Origin of the sequence: Acinetobacter lwoffii, from assembly GCF_019343495.1 — a bacterium.
GTDB lineage: Bacteria > Pseudomonadota > Gammaproteobacteria > Pseudomonadales > Moraxellaceae > Acinetobacter > Acinetobacter lwoffii_P.
This window is the reverse complement of the sequence record NZ_CP072549.1, coordinates 611,897-629,312: the sequence shown is the minus strand read 5'-3', so window position 1 is coordinate 629,312 and position 17,416 is coordinate 611,897. Positions and strand designations below refer to the sequence as shown.

The following is a 17,416-nucleotide window of genomic DNA, read 5'->3' as shown; positions in this document are numbered from 1 at the left end:
TTTAAAAGGTTTTACAGTCGATTGCGCTTACTTTAGAATTACACTTTTCTCGTATTTTGCGATTGTTCGCCCTCCACTCCCATGCAATTTTTTGATTTAAGCCGTCAGTTTAAGTTCAGTGATATTCTGACGCCTGTAAAAACTCTCCATGATTTATCCCAGCAAGAATGGTATTTGGCCAAAATTCGTGTGGAACATGACTGTCTGTCCGACTCCGATACGGTCGAGGGACAGGTAGTTTTGAAATCCAGTGAAAATATTCAACTTGAACTGGAATGGCTGATTCAGGATAGCGGTTATGAATTACAGGTTTTATTTAAAGGTGTAGAAACCGAAGCCACTGATGAGACCGGTATTATGTTGAAAGGTGCACAACTGGTCGATGAACTGCAGCAAGTACTCTCTGCCCAAGCATTGAGCTTATGGATTGATGGCACTCTTTTGCCGATGTTGCCCGAGATCCGTCAGGAAATTAAAGCACGTTTAAACTTATGGGATTATGTCGAATACGATGGCTAATCGCCGAGTTTTGCATTTTTTAAAGAGCCTATGGGGCTCTTTTTTATAATCTGAATAACGATTTAGATTGATCAAACTGCCGTAGCTTCAGTTTTTTCAGGCAATGCCGAGCTGGGTAACTTGTTATAAAATTTATAAAAATAATAAGAGAATCAAGGCATGATTTCTGATAATGAATGGCAACAGATTCGCCGGGTGGTCGCTGATGCACAACGGGCCGCCATGCATTGCTCTATTGCAACAGTCAACTCCAAAGGCTTTCCTAGTATTACTCCGATCGGAACCGTATTCCTCAACAAAAAGACCAGTACGGGTTTCTTTTTTGATACTTATTCCACTACTTTTTCTGAGAATTTGCAGCATCAGCCGATGGCCTGTATACAGGCTGTGAACAGTAGCAAAATGTTTTGGTTTCATGCGTTGCTTAAAGGTAAATTTAAGCGTTATCCAGGAGTACGCTTATATGCAGAAATTGAGCCTTTACGTCCGGCCTCACCTGAGGAAATACAGCAGGTGGATTCGCGTATTCGAGCTTTAAAATGGACCAAAGGTAGCCAGTTAATCTGGTCAAGCTTTCATCATGTCCGGGAGATTAAGATCAATAGCTATCGCTGGGTCGAATATCCAAATATGTGAATAAATACAACCAAAAACTTACAAATAGTAAGTTCATTTCTTATCTGCAGCCCAGAAACTTCTTTAACTATTTTTTCATCTGATTATTGGATTAAATATTAAACCAGACCCACATGCTCAAACATTGTCCGGTAACTTTCGGCTTTTTTCTCCAGAGAAACCGGATATGCTCGAGAAGATGAAGGCATGCGATATAAATACAGATCACGTCCGACAAAATGAGCCTGACTTGGCTGGCCAATACTCGGCTTGAAAGTCCCTTCAGGCATGGACAGCATCATGGTGTCTGTGGCCTTGTCGCCTGTGGTCATAATATGATTACACTGCGGCATTTGGCTGAGCAGTTGCTCAATATTGGTGGGTACTACAATTTCCAAAAATTTATCTGAAGCATTGCCCTTTAAACGCCGGATCTGATAGCCACTATCAAAAATCGCAATCCCCGTTTCAGTTAAAAAATCCCGGATTAATTGTTCCTGAAATTTTTTATTAGGTAAGTCCAAAAAGTAATCTTTATTTTCAAAAAAAATCAGTCCAAAAATCCGCCACATATCATTTTGATAGTTTGGATAATAAAAGTTCATTTTCCAGCGTGTGGCAGGTGGCGGGAAGCTGCCCAACATCAATAATTTGGCATTGGACGGTAAAAATGGCGGTAGCGGATGCGTTTCAATATCAGACATAGAATTAACTAAATTGAGAGATTTCAACTATTTTAGAAGGTCTTCCGAATCTTGCCAGCCACTTCTTGTCCCCAAAGTGTATAAACTTCCTTACTCGGATGAAAACCATCTGCAGCCATTTGTAAATTCATGGCACGATACTTCTCAATATCGTATTCAATCCATTGCATATTCACTTGCTGATTCACAAATTTTTCCAGTTGCTGGTTCATCTGTTTAGCATACTGGCCAAATAGCCAGGCTAAAGGATTCGGTAGCGCCGGAAACATATTCATTGGCGGAACACCGGCAGCAATGATCAGTTTCGGTCTAAATTTTTGCTGAATTTTACTATAAAGCTGTTCCTGTTTCTGAATCCAAATATCAGCAGGCATCAGTTTGGTCACATCATTGACGCCAACCGACGTGACGATTACATCATAGTGCTGGACTTCTATTTGGTCCAAAGCATGAATTACTTTTGAGCTGGTATCACCGGTTTTGGCCTGTAATTTCCAGTCAATTTCAAAGTCATTTTTCAGTTCATGTAGAATTGCACCCAGTAATGCATCATCCTGATGTTCTACTCCTACACCTGCTGCTGCCGAATCCCCTAAAATCAGCAGAGACAGTTTGTTGCCGGTTCCGGTTTGACCTTCACGTGCACCTTCAGGTTCCGGCAGTCTTAGGGTATTTTTCTTGACACGATTACCCTGAATGACAAGTGCAGGAATCAAGGCAATGGTGGCGGCTTTCAGCAACATAGCGGGCTAATTTATATAGGGATATACTTAATTTTACCTGAGTTTATTCTTTTGAACTATTTCCTCAACAGTCATTTTAAATGAATGTTCACCTAAATTTAACTAAGATAGGATTCTTGCAAAATACAGGCTTATACATCTTGCCATTGGGTAAAACATCAAGGATAAATATAAAAAAATCCCGCTTAAAAACGGGATTTCTTATGGAAATTAAAGCTTAGATTTTATAGTCATTCCAGCGATTCATACGCTTAAAAGTTCCCACATCATTAAAACGCACGCCCACTTCTTTCATTACTTTATGCGCCGTTTTGGACGTCAGTTGACGGATATAAAATGGCTCTTTGACCACAAAATGATGAATCGCATGGGTCGAACCAAAATTACAGCAGAATAACTGGAACGGAACCATCCACCATGGATTGAGCACTTGGGTTTGTTTGATCACATCACGTGGATCAATATCGCCATAGTAATGCATATTTGAGCTGACAAACTGCAAGCTAAAAGAACGGATAAAGTTCGGAATCACCCAGATGACTGCCAGCAGATTTACAATCGGCATCGCGTCGACAATGCCTTGCGACCAGACCATCTCATAACCGAATAGCGGTGAAACTGCATTTAAACCATGAAAGACCACAAACAGGTAGCACAATCCATAGTAAATAATGCTGAGAGGTAAAAAGCCAAATAGCTGAGAAATCATGGCAATTTTACGTTCTTTTTCAGGCTGTTTTTCCAGAAAAAGATGAATCATTTTAATCATCTGAAATGGACGCAGATACACTGACATCAACTGGTCACTAATCACCAGAATTCGGCGAATGCCCCAAGGCATACCATTACTGATGCCACGTTCTTCCAGGTCATGTTCAGTGCCTGAATATTTATGATGATGCAAATGTAAACGACGACGTGCCCACGGACTGATGGTGTTTGGACGTGCCAACCAGACCAGTGCCAGCATCAGATGATGTGCCCAAGGTGTTTTTTTGAAATACATATAATGAATCAGGTCATGTTCCAATTCATGGGTCAATGATACAAAAATCGCAATCAAGGGAATGGTAAACCATGCTGAGAGATAACCTGTTCCATATGCTACCGCGCATGCAATCATGCCTGCCCAGGCAAAGCCTAAAATACTCGCACCTATAAAGTTCTGATGTTTGAGTATGGGATAACGAGCACGCACCTCTTCCCCGGCCTGGGTAACGATACTTCTGACCTTGGAGATTCGCTGCTGGTCAGTCATATCCGCAGATGTAGACATATGGACAACCTTTAATTTCTGAACGGTTGTACATTAAAGGAAATTCTAAAAAAGAGAAGTTATCATTCCACTTTTAGAGTGAGTATGTCTAAGTTTTGGACAGTTTGGAAAAGTTCTTAAAATTGGCGAAAATTAGGAAAAGTAAAAGATGGTCTTTCTCATGAAACGAAAATTTAAAAGTAATTGATTTAATTGCAAATTCACCAATAAAATAAAAATATAATTTTTGATAATTTAAAACTTTATTTTAATAATCAATATATTAGGATTTATAAAATTTCGCTTTTTTGTAAATTCAAGCTATACATTTTTTAGAAAAAAATACTGATTCAGAAATTTTTCTCAGTTTGTCATAAAAAATAAAAAGAGAAGCGCTCTAGCTTCTCTTTTTATAGATCTAAGAGCGCTTTTAACCTAACTTGTTCACCAGTTTAAGTGGTAATACTTTCATGGCTAGACCGAGTGGCAACCAAGGCCATTTCGGCACATAAGCCTTAACTGGTGCTTTTTCAATTTCTGCTGCCAATAAACGCGAACCAGTTTTTTCATCTACTTCAAAAGGTAGCTTTTTTGCCCCTTCATTAATTTCAGTACGAATATATCCTGGGAAAATGGTGGTCACTTTTATTGGCGTATCGATCAATTCAGCTCGAATGCCTTCCGCTAAATGAGCCACGCCGGCCTTACTTGCACCATAAGCCGTTAAATGTTTTGGCATACCGCGCATTGCACTCATAGATGAAATCATCACCAGATGGCCAGAGTTTTGTGCACGGAAGATTTCAACTGCAGCTTCACATTGTGCTAATGCCGAAATAAAGTTGGTTTCAACCGTGGCTTTATTGATAGCAAAATTACCTTTACCAATCCGGCGGCCCTCACCGACACCAGCATTCACAATAACTCGGTCAATGGTGCCAAAGTCTTCTTTAAAAGCACGAAACACTTCAAACACTTGATCGTAATCGGTGACATCTAGTGTTTTGGCAATGACTTTGATGCCATATTGGCTTTCCAGTTCCTGCTTTAAGATTTCCAGACGCTCCAAACGACGTGCACAAATCGCCAGGTTATAGCCTTTTTTCGCAAATTCACGTGCCATACCGGCGCCGATCCCTGAACTTGCACCGGTAATTAAAATTGTTTTAGCCATGTATTTACCCTATTCCTTTATTTTTCTAGCGTATTAGGTTTTCAATCTCATTTTAAATCCAGGTCAATAAGTCTGGACGCTGTGCTTTAATAAAATGATGTTCATTTAAACTGAGTAGTTGCGGTTCATTACCCACCAGACGTAGTGTCGTGATACTGGTATTGGTAATCGCCCAGTTCAGAGCAAAGGTTTTCTCCGGACTAAGGCCCAAAATTTTGCCTACAGCCACAGAAATCACCCCACCTGAGGTATAAACTACTGCATAGCGTGGTCGGCTTTTGGACAACTGGTCACACAGATTTTCTAAGCCGCTTTCCACGCGTGCTTTGAAACTTGGCCAAGATTCATCATATTCATGGTGATAATCATCGCCAGTCCAGCGTGCAATTGCACCGCTAAAAATCTTGCTCAGATAATCCCGTGGATTTTCATGTTCTGATACATCCTGTTTCAGCAATTCAGGCTGATTAAAGCGCGGCTCATAACGGGCGAATACCTGCTGATGATTAAATTCATTCCAGGCACTATCGGTCAGAATCTCACTTTCCGGAAAACATTTGTCCAGTGATAATTGCGCTGTCTGTTGATGGCGTTGCATGGAACCAGCCACCACATAAGGCGCTTCTTTCAGGATTTCGTCAAAATAGCGACCCAAAAGCTTTGCCTGTAACTCGCCGTTGGGCGAAAGTTGATCGTAACTTTCTGCGCCAAAAGAGGCCTGGCCATGCCGGATCAAGTAAATGGTTGTCATTTTGGCATTATCTCTTTAAATTTAAGCACATACTTTTGTGCAATCTCATTGGCTTCCAGTTTTTGCTTGCCAATCAGTTTTAAGGCACGAATATGCAAGGCATGAATCACCACCCAAAAATCCTTGAACGCTGGATTATTAGTCTGTTTATGGTAATAACGATAATAGATCTGCTGGGCAATCACCGCGAGACGGAAAATTCCGAACACCTCATAAAACGCCCAGTTTTCCGGTTGCAGGCCGGTTTTTCCCAAGTAGTAATCCACCACTTCTTTACGGGTAAACATACCTTTTAGATTGGTCGGCTGGCGGCGTGTTGCCTTAAAGATGGCATTGTCAGTATCTTCCACCCAATAGGCTAAAGCAGAACCTAGGTCCATGAGCGGATCGCCGAGTGTCGCCATTTCCCAGTCCAGTACGCCAATCACTTCAGTCGGATTTTCCGGATTTAAGATGACATTATCAAAACGCCAGTCATTATGAATCACACAGGTTTTAGAATCTGAAGGAATATTATCTTTAAGCCAGTTGCGCACATATTTAAATGATGGAACATTTAAAGTTTTAGCCTTTTCATAACGTACATCCCAGCCTTCGACCTGACGGCGACAATAGCCTTCACCCTTACCGAGATTTTCAAGTTCAGTTCCTTGATAAGGCACCTGATGCAATTCGATCAGTTTATCAATCACATTGATACATAAAGTCCGGATATCGGATTCAGTAAGCTGCAGCTCAGCTGGCATTTTGGCGCGAGGAATAATTCCTTCAAGCCGTTTCATCACATAGAAATCACAACCAATCACTGATTCATCCTGACAAAGCGCGACCATTTCAGGCACGACGGGATAATGTTCAGCCAAGGCTTTCTGCACATGATATTCACGTGCCATATCATGGGCTGATTTGGCTTTGGTACCTTGTGGCGGACGACGTAAAATTAAATCGGCATTGGCATACTGTAAACGGTAGGTCCAGTTTGAAGCTCCGCCTGAATATTGGGTCACCTGCACAGGGCCTTCAACATTCACATTTTGCTGAATTAACCAATTGGTGATGGCTTGTACATCCAGTTCTTCACCTTGACGAACTGCTCCACCTACATCAATAACCGCCATAATTTTTCCTTAAAATTTTTTAATACGTTGCAATTTTCTAGTTAAAGCCAGCTTATTTTTTGCGACGAGTACTGTAGCCACGTTTTGCCAGTTCCAGTTTGGCAATCATGCCCTTATGCACTTCGTCCGGGCCATCAGCCAAACGCAAGGCACGTGCCTGAGCAAAAAATCCGGTTAATGGTGTATCCCGAGAAACACCGGCACCGCCGTGGATCTGGATGGCCATATCAACAACTTTTTCCAGCACACTTGGCGCAACGACTTTAATTGCAGAAATTTCAGTCAGTGCTGCCATATTCCCTAAAGTATCCATTTTATAGGCGGCATACAAGGTCAAAAGACGTGCCTGATCAATCGCAACCCGTGCTTCCGCGACACGCTCCAGGTTGCCACCGAGTTTTAAAATCTCTTTGCCAAATGCGCTACGGCTCATACCACGGTCAATCATCAACTCTAAGGATTTTTCCGCAGCACCAATACAGCGCATGCAATGATGAATACGGCCTGGTCCTAAACGACCTTGAGCAATTTCAAAACCCTGACCGGCGCCACCAATAAAATTCGCTACCGGAACGCGGACATTTTCAAAACTGACTTCGCCGTGGCCATGTGGTGCATCGTAGTCACCAAACACTGGCAGCATACGTTCAATTTTTACCCCTGCGGTATTTACCGGAACTAGAACCATCGAATGCTGATGATGACGGTCTTTTGTTTCATCTGGAGTATGTGCCATAAAAATAATGATTTTGGCGTTAGGATCGCCCAGACCTGATGACCACCATTTACGGCCATTCAAAACAATCTCATTACCTTCCACCATCGCCGTTGCCTGCATATTGGTGGCATCACTGGATGCAACTGCAGGTTCAGTCATACAAAAGACTGAACGGATTTTTCCTTCTAAAAGTGGCATCAGCCATTCTTGTTTTTGTTCTTCAGAACCATAACGCCACAATACTTCCATATTGCCGCTATCTGGCGCATTACAGTTAAATACGACTGGTGCAATCAGGCTACGACCTGAAAGTTCGGCAATATGTGCATATTCCTGAACTGATAAACCTTGGCCACGTTCAGGACAAGGGAGAAACATATTCCAGAGGCCAGCTGCCTTGGCTTTGGCTTTTAAGCTTTCCAGTTCTGCTGGCCATTGCCATTTGGTCCAGTCACCGCCTTGATTCAACTCATGAACCTGCTGCCAGAAATCAGCTTCAACTGGTTCAATTTCCTCAGCAATAAATTTTTTGGTTCTATTTAAATAATCTTGTGCACGTGCTGAAAGCTCAAACATCTCTTTTATCCCTCTAAATATTCTAATTCATACGCTTTACAACACCTTAACCCAAAACCTATTATGAATAAAATGATTTTAACCCATACAATATTATGCATAATATTCATTCCAAAACAGTCATGGACCTGCGAAATTTTCATCGTATCGACATTAACCTTTATCCGCTTTTTATGGCAATTTATGAGCAGAATAGTATTTCTAAAGCTGCACAGATTTTATCAGTTAGCCAGTCTGCTGCCAGTCATGCTCTGCAACGTTTAAGACAGCATTTACAAGATGATTTATTTGTACGTACTGGTAGCAAAATGCAGCCTACGCCGTTTGCGGAACAGATCTATCCTGAGCTGAAGAATGCACTTTTTGCGATTCAAAATATTTCAATACAGCATCAGCAGTTCAGACCAGAAATGATTCAGAGTTTGAAAATTGCCGTTCATGATGAAATTGAGCCAATGATCTTTCCCAGACTCGTTCAGCACTTTCAGCAACTCAATCTGGAAATTCAACTTAGCAGCATGAAGCTGGACCGTAAAAATATAGCAGCAGACCTCGCCTCTCAACAGATTGATTTTGTCATAGATCTGGAACAAAACATTGCTGAAAAAATCCAGTTTGAACGCCTGGTGCAAGATGAATTTGTAGTGTGTACACAATTAACAGAAATGAATGAGCAGATTTATCTTGCCTCGCCTCATATTGGCGTGTCATCACGCCGTACTGGTGTTTTGGTTGAAGATATTTATTTAAGTCGGAAACAATATTCACGACAGATTTTTTTACGCTGTCAGCATTACTCAACTGCTCTGCAAATTCTGGAGCAGCAAAAGACAGCCATGCTGACTATTCCTAAAAATGTATTGACGCATTTACAATTGGCTACCAGTCTAAATATTTTTGAAGTCCCTGTGGAACTGCCGAAAATTAATATGGGGATGTATTGGCATAAGGATTTGCAAGAGAATAAAAGACATCAATTTTTGAGAAGTGAAATTTATAAAATTTTTGCTTAGGCTATTTATAAAGGAATGCAAGTTTACTTAGGCTATTTTTATATAAGTTTAGATGGTTGCATCTTCATCTTTTCAGTAGAAAAATATACTTAGGCTATTTTAGCTGGTACAAAACTAAACACTGAGTGATTAGCTTTTAATCCGTAGATCTACTGGCTTTGCTCTAAAATGGCTCGACTTTTAGCTGTGATTTTACAGCTGGTTTTGCTGATTTGGATCTTGCCTTTGTTAAATCTCTCCATCACCTGGCAAATTGTGCTGGGCCTCGTACTGCTGTGTTTTTCTTATTATCTGCTGCATAAAATTACAGTTTATTTAAAAGATGTTTTCCGCCCTTTTAAGAAAGGCAAAAAATACTGGTGCCGTGTAAAAGCCGTAAGTGATGGTGATACCCTCACCTGCTACCGTTTTAACATTCGTCGCTCTGAAACCAAATTACGCTTTGCCTTCGTTGATGCTCCTGAATCATCGCAAGCCTATGGTAAAGAATCGCAGCGTCTGGTCAAAAGCATGGTGAATAATAAAATGGTTCGGGTCAAGATAACCGACATTGACCGTTATGGCCGCTGTGTCGGTGTGGTCTATCGCTATCGCAAAAATATCAATGAAGAGATTGTCAAACGTGGTGCAGCGTGGGTCTATGAAGAATATATCAAGGATAAAAACCATTTACGCTATATGATGGAGCTGCAAAATAAAGCCAAGAAACAGAAAAAAGGTCTTTGGAAAAGTAGCCGTCCTGTACGTCCAAGTGTTTATCGTAAGCAGGTAAAATCGTAAATTTGGTTTTATCAAAGATAAATTGCAAATAAAAAAAAGTGATCAGGACATTCAGATCACTTTTTTCATTTTTTTAGTTTTACTAATTTAATAAGCCAAATGCACCAGAAAGCGGAATGCGCCAGCAATCAGGGCTAGCGTTAAAAATCCTGCCAGCCATAATCCTACAAACCATAATGCCTGCTTGCCTTTCATGACCACTCCTTAATGATAGCCATCATCGCCGACCCTGACCTTATGCCGGAATACCCAATAGGACATACCGGTATAAATCACAATAATTGGAATCAGGATTAAGGCACCAATCAAGGCAAATAACTGACTATTTTCATGCGCTGCTGCCTGCCAGATGGTCACGCTTGGCGGAATAATATATGGCCATAGACTAATCAAGAATCCGGTATAAGCAAGGAAAACCAGAACCAGCATATAGGTAAATGGACCTAATTCACTGCGTCTTTTACAGGCACGTAAGGCCAGCCAGGTAAACAGCAGAACCAGAATTGGAACTGGCATAAAATAGGTGAATTGTGGCTGACTAAACCAGCGTTCGGCAATCTGTGGATGGGTCAACGGCGTATAAATACTGACAGCACCCAATATGATCAGCAAGGCAATAATCAGCTTAGGCATTAGTTTAAACATTCGATCCTGTAAATCATCTCCGGTTTTATAGATCAGCCAACCACAGCCTAATGCCGCATAGAGCACCACCACACTGATTCCGGTGAAAATACTGAAGGGAGTGAGCCAGTCCAGACCACCCCCAACATAGACACCATTTCGAGTTTCAATGCCCTGAATATAAGCGCCTAAAATCATGCCTTGCAGGAAACTGGTGATCGCAGAACCACCGATAAAGGCTTTATCCCACCAATGCTTGCTGCGGTTTGCCTTGAAGCGGAATTCAAAAGCCACTCCCCGGAAAATTAAGGCAATCACCATCAGAATAATTGGCATATACAGCGCGGAGAGTACGGTCGAGTAAGCAAGTGGGAAGGCTGCAAACAACCCTGCACCGCCCAAAACCATCCAGGTTTCATTGCCATCCCAGACCGGAGCCACGGTATTCATCATGACATCGCGTTCATCCTGATGCGGGAAGAAAGGAAACAAGATACCGATGCCCAGATCGAAACCATCGAGAATGGTATAAATCAATACACCCAAACCAATAATCACAATCCAGATTAATGATAAATCAATCATTTTTTATCCTCCTGATCCGCTTGTTCAGGAACTTCTTCGATACGTTCGCGAATACTACTTAATGGTCGACGCGAGGCTTGAACCACATCGCTATCTGATTCATGATCTGGTCGGGTATGAATAAAATCCGGACCTTTGTGCATCAGGCGCAACATGTAGTAAATTCCGATACCAAATACCACACAGTAGACAACTACAAAAATAATCAGGGTCAGCCCCACCTGTTCAGCGGAAACCGGAGACAATGCATCCTTGGTTCGCATGATGCCGTAGACTACCCAAGGCTGACGGCCAACTTCTGTGGTAAACCATCCCGCAAGCATGGCAATAAATCCGGAAGGTCCCATAATCAAGGCAAACCGGTGTAATGCACGGGACTCATAAAAGCGGCCTCGGGTACGTGCCCACGCTCCCCATAACGCCAGTAACAGCATCAGCACGCCCAGTCCAACCATAATCCGGAAGCTCCAGAACACCACCAGTGAATTCGGCCTGTCTTCAGGCGCAAAGTCTTTAAGCCCCGTAACCTTGCCATCCATCGAGTGGGTTAGAATCAGGCTACCCAAGTTGGGAATTCCGATTGCATATTTGGTTTCTTCGGCCTCCATATCTGGAATACCAAAGAGATATAAGGGCATGCCTTCATCATGATTGGTTTCCCAGTGCCCTTCCATTGCCGCCAGTTTTGCTGGCTGATGCTCAAGGGTATTAATACCGTGCATATCACCGACGATGACCTGCAAAGGTGCAAGTACCAGAAGCAGCCACATTGCCATGGAAAATGAAGTTTTAACCAGTGCATCGCGACGGCCTTTGATCAGATGCCATGCAGCTGTAGCAGCAACCAGTAAGGCGGAAACCAGAAAGGCAGCCATAGCCATATGGGCCAGACGATAAGGGAAAGATGGGTTAAACACGATAGCAAGCCAATCTTGCGGAACAATCAGGCCATTTTCAATCGCAAAGCCTTGTGGGGTCTGCATCCAGCTATTGGACGATAGAATCCAGAACATGGAAATACAGGTGCCTATCGCAACCATCAAGGTCGAGAAAAAGTGCGCCTTTGGTCCCACTCGCCCCCAGCCAAATAACATGATGCCCAGAAAGCCCGCTTCCAGAAAGAAAGCGGTGAGTACTTCATAGGCCAATAAAGGTCCAGTCACGCTGCCTGCCACCCGGGAAAACTCACTCCAGTTGGTTCCAAACTGGTAGCTCATGACCACACCAGAGACGACACCCATCCCGAATGCCACAGCGAAAATTTTCACCCAGAATTTGAATAGATCCTGAAAAATCGGATTTTGGGTTTTGAGCCAGCGCCATTCCAGAATGGCCAGAAAGCTGGCCAAGCCAATAGAAATTGCCGGAAAAATGATATGAAAAGATACAGTAAAGGCGAACTGTATTCGTGCTAACTCTAATGCAGTTAAACCCAGAGTCATAAGCTTCACCTATGCATTGTTATTTGGCATCTTTGCCCTTCAATTTTTAAGTCATGAATTTTTCTAGTGACATGGCTAGCTTAGGCGTGGCTGTTATAAAAAGTATGTAGTCTTTTGTTGATTATTTTTTAATCAGGTTAAACTATGTAACTCTTGCTGATAAAGAAAATATTACTCTGAATAATTTTTAAAACTTTCCTCTTGAGCTTTAGATAAAACAGGCGTAAATTAGGCCTAAATTTAGTTACCCAGGTTAACTAACCATATGTTTTCCGAATCTCCCCGACTTCGTACGCTGTTATTACGCTGCGCACGACTGATGAGCGATGAGATCAATACGATCTTGTTGTCATCTCAATTAAATTATTCCTTATGGCAGGTGTTATACGTCATCCAGTCAAAGCAACAATGCACGCTGGCAGATATTTCCAGTTATCTCAATGTATCCAAGCCCGGTATTACTAAGCGGATTCAGCAACTGGTTGAACTCGATCTGATTGCCCAACTCGAAACTGAAGACAAACGTCAAAAGCTGTTCAAGTTGAGTGAGCAAGGAATTGAGACCTTTGCGATGTGTTCCAAACAGATCGATGCATTTGAAGATCAGTTGCTTGAGCACGTTGAATCAGATGATCTTGAAGGCAGTAAAAATACCTTGATGCAACTCATTCAGCAGTTATATCCCTCATCTCAGGACAGACCTCAATGAGCCAAGAACAAGAAGCGCCTTTATGGACGCCCAATTTTATCCTGATCAGTCTGGTGAATTTCCAGCTGGTTCTGGTGTTCTACTTACTGGTGATTGTGATTGTCGGCTACTCAGTGGCTGAGCTAGGAGCTTCGACTGCACAAGCCGGTCTGGTATCAGGTCTGTTTATTGTCGGCACCCTATTCGGACGACTATTGATCGGAAAATTACTGAATCGTCTGGGCCTAAAAAATACGCTTGTCATTGGCCTGACTGGCTTTCTGCTCTTTTCCGGACTGTATATGATTCCGGCCAAGCTGGAAGTTTTATTGGGTATCCGCCTAATACACGGTTTTATGATGGGTATGGCTTCTACTGTACTGGGTACAGTGATTGCACAGACCATTCCTGCCACACGGCGTGGTGAAGGAATTGGATATTTCAGCATGAGCAGCACCCTTGGCACAGCGATTGGTCCCTTTGTCGGAATCTGGCTGATGACAAATTTTAATTATCAGGTAATTTTCATCTTTACCAGTATTGTTGCGCTCAGCTGCCTGATCTGTGGGCTATTTATCCAGCCACCACGCCTTAAGGCAGGTCATTCGTCAGCAGCCTCTACTTCGCAAAGCACCAGTAAACTGGCTCAGTATATTGAACCGAATGCGCTACCGATTGCACTGATTGTACTGCTGGTGGCAACGTGTTATTCAGGTATATTGTCGTTTATTCACTTTTATGCCAAAGAAATCAATTTGGTAGAAGCCGCATCATTCTTTTTCTTAATGTATGCCTTTGCTATTCTACTATCCCGTCCTTTTACTGGCCCTTTAATGGACCGTAAAGGTGAAAATATCATTATCTATCCTGCCATTGTGATTATGGCATTAGGGATTTTGCTTTTAAGCCAAGCACAAAACTCTGTGATGTTACTCTCTAGTGCAGCGTTACTCGGTTTTGGTTTTGGGAATATCCAGTCGGTGTGTCAAACCATTGCGGTGAAAAGTACAACATTGCAGCGTATGGGTCTAGCAACCTCAACCTTCTTTATTGCCCTGGATGCCGGTCTTGGTTTTGGCCCGTATTTCCTGGGTATGCTGCTGGACCAGATTGGTTATCGCCAGCTTTATCTGTTCTCGGCGCTGCTCACCCTAAGCTGTCTGGCCTGGTATTACATTCTGCATGGCCGTAAAGCAGGAAAAGTACAGCCTTCTCATTAAAAGCTTTTAAAAGCGCCGGCTAAACCGGCGCCGGTATTCCAACGGCGTCAGACCGGTTTTTTTATGAAATAAACGGCGGAATGAACTTGGATCCTGATAGCCGACATTTTGCATGATCACATCCACAGCTTGATCGGTTTCTTCCAGTCGTTTACGGGCAGCTTCAATTCGGATCGCTTGTAGATATTGATTGGGCGGTATGTCTAAGGCTTGTTTAAAGCGTCGAATCAGGGTTCGGCCAGTCACATTAAACTGCTCTGCCAGCTGGTTCAAACTAAAATCTTCATGAAAATGCTGCTCTAGCCAGTTCTGGATTTTTTGTACCAGTTCATCATGGTGCGGCTGGCCAATATTCAGCAATGAATAAGACAACTGGCTATCACGGCGGTAATCAATTACGAAAGATTTAGCCGATTGCATGGCCACCTCAAAGCCATACAAGCGCTCAATCAGATGCAAACCCAAGTCAAACCAGGCCAGGCCTCCACCCGCGCAATAGATATTCTGATCCCGGCTAATCATCAGATCGGCATTCAGTTTCACCTTAGGATAGCGTGAACGAAACACTTCCTGAAAACCCCAATGTGTTGTTGCAATCCGGTCATCTAAAATGCCTGCTTCTGCCAGAAAAAAATTCCCCGTACAGTTTCCTGCAATTAAAGTCGCCTCTGCATGTGCAGATTTTAAAAAATGAATCAGTTCTGGATTCTGTTGCAATACATCCTGAATCGGTGCAGCGATGGTCGGTACCACCAGAATATCTGCAGTTTGAATCTCTTGATAAGAAAAATGTGCCTGCAACTGCAGCCCATTGATACACCGAATCGGATGTCCCTCCGGACTGGCGATACTCACCTTAAACAGGCGCTGTACGTCCTGCTGCTGGATCCGGTTCCAGCTTACGCCAGCCATGGTAAATAAATCGACCACACCCGTAATGGCCGAAGCCAGAGCCCCATGAAAGCCTAAAATCACCACCTGTTGCATACTTTACTAATTGTCACTTTTCACCCGATTCATGTCATTATTGACAATCCTCCTCAATAAAAGCAACTGCTAGTCTTGATGCTATCTCAAGGATTGCACATTTAGGATAGTACCGTGACCCAACTGATTAATGATAAAGATCTGCATTTCCAGCTTTATGACGTATTCAAACTTGAAGCGCTGACTAAACTGCAACGCTATCAGGATCATGACAAAAATACTTTCGACAGTATTCTGGAAACGGCAAAAGGTATCGCGACTGATTATTTTGCGCCGCATAATGCCAAAGCTGATCAACAAGAACCGAACTTTGATGGCAAACAGGTCAAAACCATTGATGAAGTGAAGACAGCCTGGCAACAGTTTGCCGATGCCGGCCTGCTTTGCGCCCAGCATGATTATGCAGATGGTGGCATGCAACTGCCCACTTTGGTGAATATGGCCTGCAATGCTTATTTTATGTCGGCCAATCCGTCCACCGTGGCTTATTCTTTTCTAACGGCCGCTGCGGCGAACCTGATACAGGCTTTTGCCTCCCCAAAACAAAAGCAAATATTCCTACCGCATATGTTGAGTGGCCGCTTTGCTGGCACCATGGCCATGACAGAGCCGAATGTAGGTTCCTCTTTGGGCGATCTGACCACTAAAGCCATTCCTCAGGCAGATGGAATTTATAAAATTAAAGGCCAGAAAATGTTTATTTCGGGTGGCGATCAGGACATTAGCGAAAATATTGTGCATCTGGTCTTGGCGCGGATTCAGGATGCGCCGCAAGGCGTGAAAGGAATTTCCCTGTTTATCGTACCAAAATTCAAAACCAACGAGGATGGTTCACTCGGTGAAGCTAATGATGTACAGCTGGCTGGCTTACTGCACAAAATGGGCTATCGAGGTACTACATCTACAGTTTTAAGCTTTGGAGAAAATGATAATTGCTTAGGCTATTTAATTGGTGAACCCGGTCATGGCTTAAAATATATGTTCAAGATGATGAATGAAGCACGTGTGGGTGTCGGTCTGGGCGCAGCCATGATTGGTTATCGTGGCTATCTGGAATCTCTGGATTATGCTAAAAACCGTCCGCAAGGCCGGCCAGTTCATGAAAAAACACCTGACTCGAAACCAGTAAATATCATTGAACATACCGATGTCAAACGCATGCTACTGGCGCAAAAGTCATATGTAGAAGGTTCGCTGGCACTTTGCTTATTTGCAGCCCGATTAATTGATGAACTTCAGGCAGCTCAAGATGAAGATAGTGCAATTCTGCTTGATCTCATCACCCCGGTGGTCAAATCTTTCCCTTCTGCCTATGGTCCGAAAGCCAATGATCTGGCTATTCAGGTCCTGGGCGGCGCGGGTTATACTCGTGAATATCCGGTGGAGCAATGTTACCGTGATAACCGGCTCAATCCGATTCATGAAGGAACTTACGGCATTCAATCTCTGGATCTGCTGGGACGTAAACTCTGGCAGCATAATGGCAAAGGGCTCAATCTGCTCATGCAGCGCATCCAGAAGACCTTGTCAGAGATTCATGAACCTAAGATAGTGGAACTCGCAAAGATCTATAAACAGCATCTTGCCACTGTGCAAAAGACTACACAGATTTTAGGCCAGGCCTTGCATCAAGGCAAAGTCAGCGAAGCTTTGGCCAATTCAGGCCTGTATCTGGATATGATGGGTAAGACCATCCTAGCCTGGCTATGGCTGGAAATGGCGAATCAGGCTCAACTCAAGTTTGGCACATCTTCGCAGGCAGAAGATCAGACTTTTCTGGCAGGGAAAATTCAGGCAGCTCAATATTTTATTCGCTGGGAACTCCCTGAAATTGAACATCAGGCCAAATTACTGATGCATCTGGATGATACTTGCCTGAATATGCAAGCCGACTGGTTCTAGGC

General features: G+C 43.0%; 18 protein-coding genes. 7 read left to right on the top strand and 11 right to left on the bottom strand.

Annotated features, from left to right (window positions below):
• Positions 1–81: 81 nt before the first annotated feature.
• Both J7649_RS03030 and J7649_RS03025 read left to right on the top strand, forming a co-directional pair.
• Positions 82–519, top strand: a complete 438-nt coding sequence (locus J7649_RS03030; protein WP_004647076.1) for a hypothetical protein — start codon at positions 82–84, stop codon at positions 517–519.
• Positions 520–678: 159 nt separating this feature from the next.
• Complete coding sequence (locus J7649_RS03025) at positions 679–1,155, top strand: pyridoxamine 5'-phosphate oxidase family protein (RefSeq protein WP_219309297.1); 477 nt, start codon at positions 679–681, stop codon at positions 1,153–1,155.
• Between the two features lie 98 nt (positions 1,156–1,253).
• Here J7649_RS03025 and J7649_RS03020 read toward each other — a convergent pair whose 3' ends face one another.
• The 7 genes from J7649_RS03020 to J7649_RS02990 all read right to left on the bottom strand — a co-directional run bounded on the left by J7649_RS03020 (position 1,254) and on the right by J7649_RS02990 (position 8,173).
• Positions 1,254–1,838, bottom strand: coding sequence for a uracil-DNA glycosylase family protein (locus J7649_RS03020; protein ID WP_219309295.1), 585 nt, complete (start codon positions 1,836–1,838; stop codon positions 1,254–1,256).
• A 32-nt stretch (positions 1,839–1,870) separates the two neighbouring features.
• Positions 1,871–2,581, bottom strand: coding sequence for an SGNH/GDSL hydrolase family protein (locus J7649_RS03015; protein WP_219309293.1), 711 nt, complete (start codon positions 2,579–2,581; stop codon positions 1,871–1,873).
• Positions 2,582–2,798: 217 nt separating this feature from the next.
• On the bottom strand, positions 2,799–3,857 hold the full coding sequence (locus J7649_RS03010) for a fatty acid desaturase (protein ID WP_219309291.1): 1,059 nt from the start codon (positions 3,855–3,857) through the stop codon (positions 2,799–2,801).
• Between the two features lie 409 nt (positions 3,858–4,266).
• Positions 4,267–5,010 (bottom strand): SDR family oxidoreductase, encoded by a 744-nt coding sequence (locus J7649_RS03005; RefSeq protein WP_004280440.1) that lies wholly within the window; start codon positions 5,008–5,010, stop codon positions 4,267–4,269.
• A 52-nt stretch (positions 5,011–5,062) separates the two neighbouring features.
• A complete protein-coding gene (locus J7649_RS03000; protein ID WP_071850090.1) occupies positions 5,063–5,761 on the bottom strand; it encodes a histidine phosphatase family protein in 699 nt (232 codons plus the stop codon).
• Entirely contained in the window at positions 5,758–6,879 is a 1,122-nt protein-coding gene (locus J7649_RS02995) for a phosphotransferase family protein (protein ID WP_219309289.1), read from the bottom strand. Before J7649_RS02995 ends, J7649_RS03000 begins: the two co-directional genes overlap by 4 nt.
• A 52-nt stretch (positions 6,880–6,931) precedes the next feature.
• Complete coding sequence (locus tag J7649_RS02990; RefSeq protein WP_086044765.1) at positions 6,932–8,173, bottom strand: acyl-CoA dehydrogenase family protein; 1,242 nt, start codon at positions 8,171–8,173, stop codon at positions 6,932–6,934.
• A 95-nt stretch (positions 8,174–8,268) separates the two neighbouring features.
• Between J7649_RS02990 and J7649_RS02985 the strand changes: the two genes are divergently transcribed.
• Both J7649_RS02985 and J7649_RS02980 read left to right on the top strand, forming a co-directional pair.
• Entirely contained in the window at positions 8,269–9,186 is a 918-nt protein-coding gene (locus J7649_RS02985) for a LysR family transcriptional regulator (protein ID WP_219309287.1), read from the top strand.
• Between the two features lie 168 nt (positions 9,187–9,354).
• A complete protein-coding gene (locus J7649_RS02980) occupies positions 9,355–9,966 on the top strand; it encodes a thermonuclease family protein (RefSeq protein ID WP_114541976.1) in 612 nt (203 codons plus the stop codon).
• 87 nt (positions 9,967–10,053) lie between these two features.
• Here J7649_RS02980 and J7649_RS02975 read toward each other — a convergent pair whose 3' ends face one another.
• The 3 genes from J7649_RS02975 to J7649_RS02965 are packed head-to-tail and all read right to left on the bottom strand — an operon-like array spanning position 10,054 to position 12,617.
• A complete protein-coding gene (locus tag J7649_RS02975) occupies positions 10,054–10,161 on the bottom strand; it encodes a hypothetical protein (protein WP_004647088.1) in 108 nt (35 codons plus the stop codon).
• A gap of 9 nt (positions 10,162–10,170) precedes the next feature.
• Entirely contained in the window at positions 10,171–11,175 is a 1,005-nt protein-coding gene (gene cydB / locus J7649_RS02970) for a cytochrome d ubiquinol oxidase subunit II (RefSeq protein WP_044108336.1), read from the bottom strand.
• Entirely contained in the window at positions 11,172–12,617 is a 1,446-nt protein-coding gene (locus J7649_RS02965) for a cytochrome ubiquinol oxidase subunit I (protein ID WP_219309285.1), read from the bottom strand. Before J7649_RS02965 ends, cydB begins: the two co-directional genes overlap by 4 nt.
• A 265-nt stretch (positions 12,618–12,882) precedes the next feature.
• On the opposite strand from J7649_RS02965, the gene J7649_RS02960 reads away from it, so the two are divergent.
• Both J7649_RS02960 and J7649_RS02955 read left to right on the top strand, forming a co-directional pair.
• Positions 12,883–13,326, top strand: coding sequence for a MarR family winged helix-turn-helix transcriptional regulator (locus tag J7649_RS02960; RefSeq protein WP_004280452.1), 444 nt, complete (start codon positions 12,883–12,885; stop codon positions 13,324–13,326).
• The gene (locus J7649_RS02955) at positions 13,323–14,525 is read left to right on the top strand and encodes an MFS transporter (protein ID WP_219309283.1); all 1,203 of its coding nucleotides are present in this window, start codon (positions 13,323–13,325) and stop codon (positions 14,523–14,525) included. Before J7649_RS02960 ends, J7649_RS02955 begins: the two co-directional genes overlap by 4 nt.
• 6 nt (positions 14,526–14,531) lie before the next feature.
• On the opposite strand, the gene J7649_RS02950 is transcribed toward J7649_RS02955, so the two are convergent.
• A complete protein-coding gene (locus J7649_RS02950) occupies positions 14,532–15,512 on the bottom strand; it encodes a GlxA family transcriptional regulator (RefSeq protein ID WP_005246142.1) in 981 nt (326 codons plus the stop codon).
• A 114-nt stretch (positions 15,513–15,626) separates the two neighbouring features.
• Between J7649_RS02950 and J7649_RS02945 the strand changes: the two genes are divergently transcribed.
• Entirely contained in the window at positions 15,627–17,414 is a 1,788-nt protein-coding gene (locus J7649_RS02945; protein WP_219309280.1) for an acyl-CoA dehydrogenase, read from the top strand.
• The last annotated feature ends 2 nt before the right edge of the window (positions 17,415–17,416 follow it).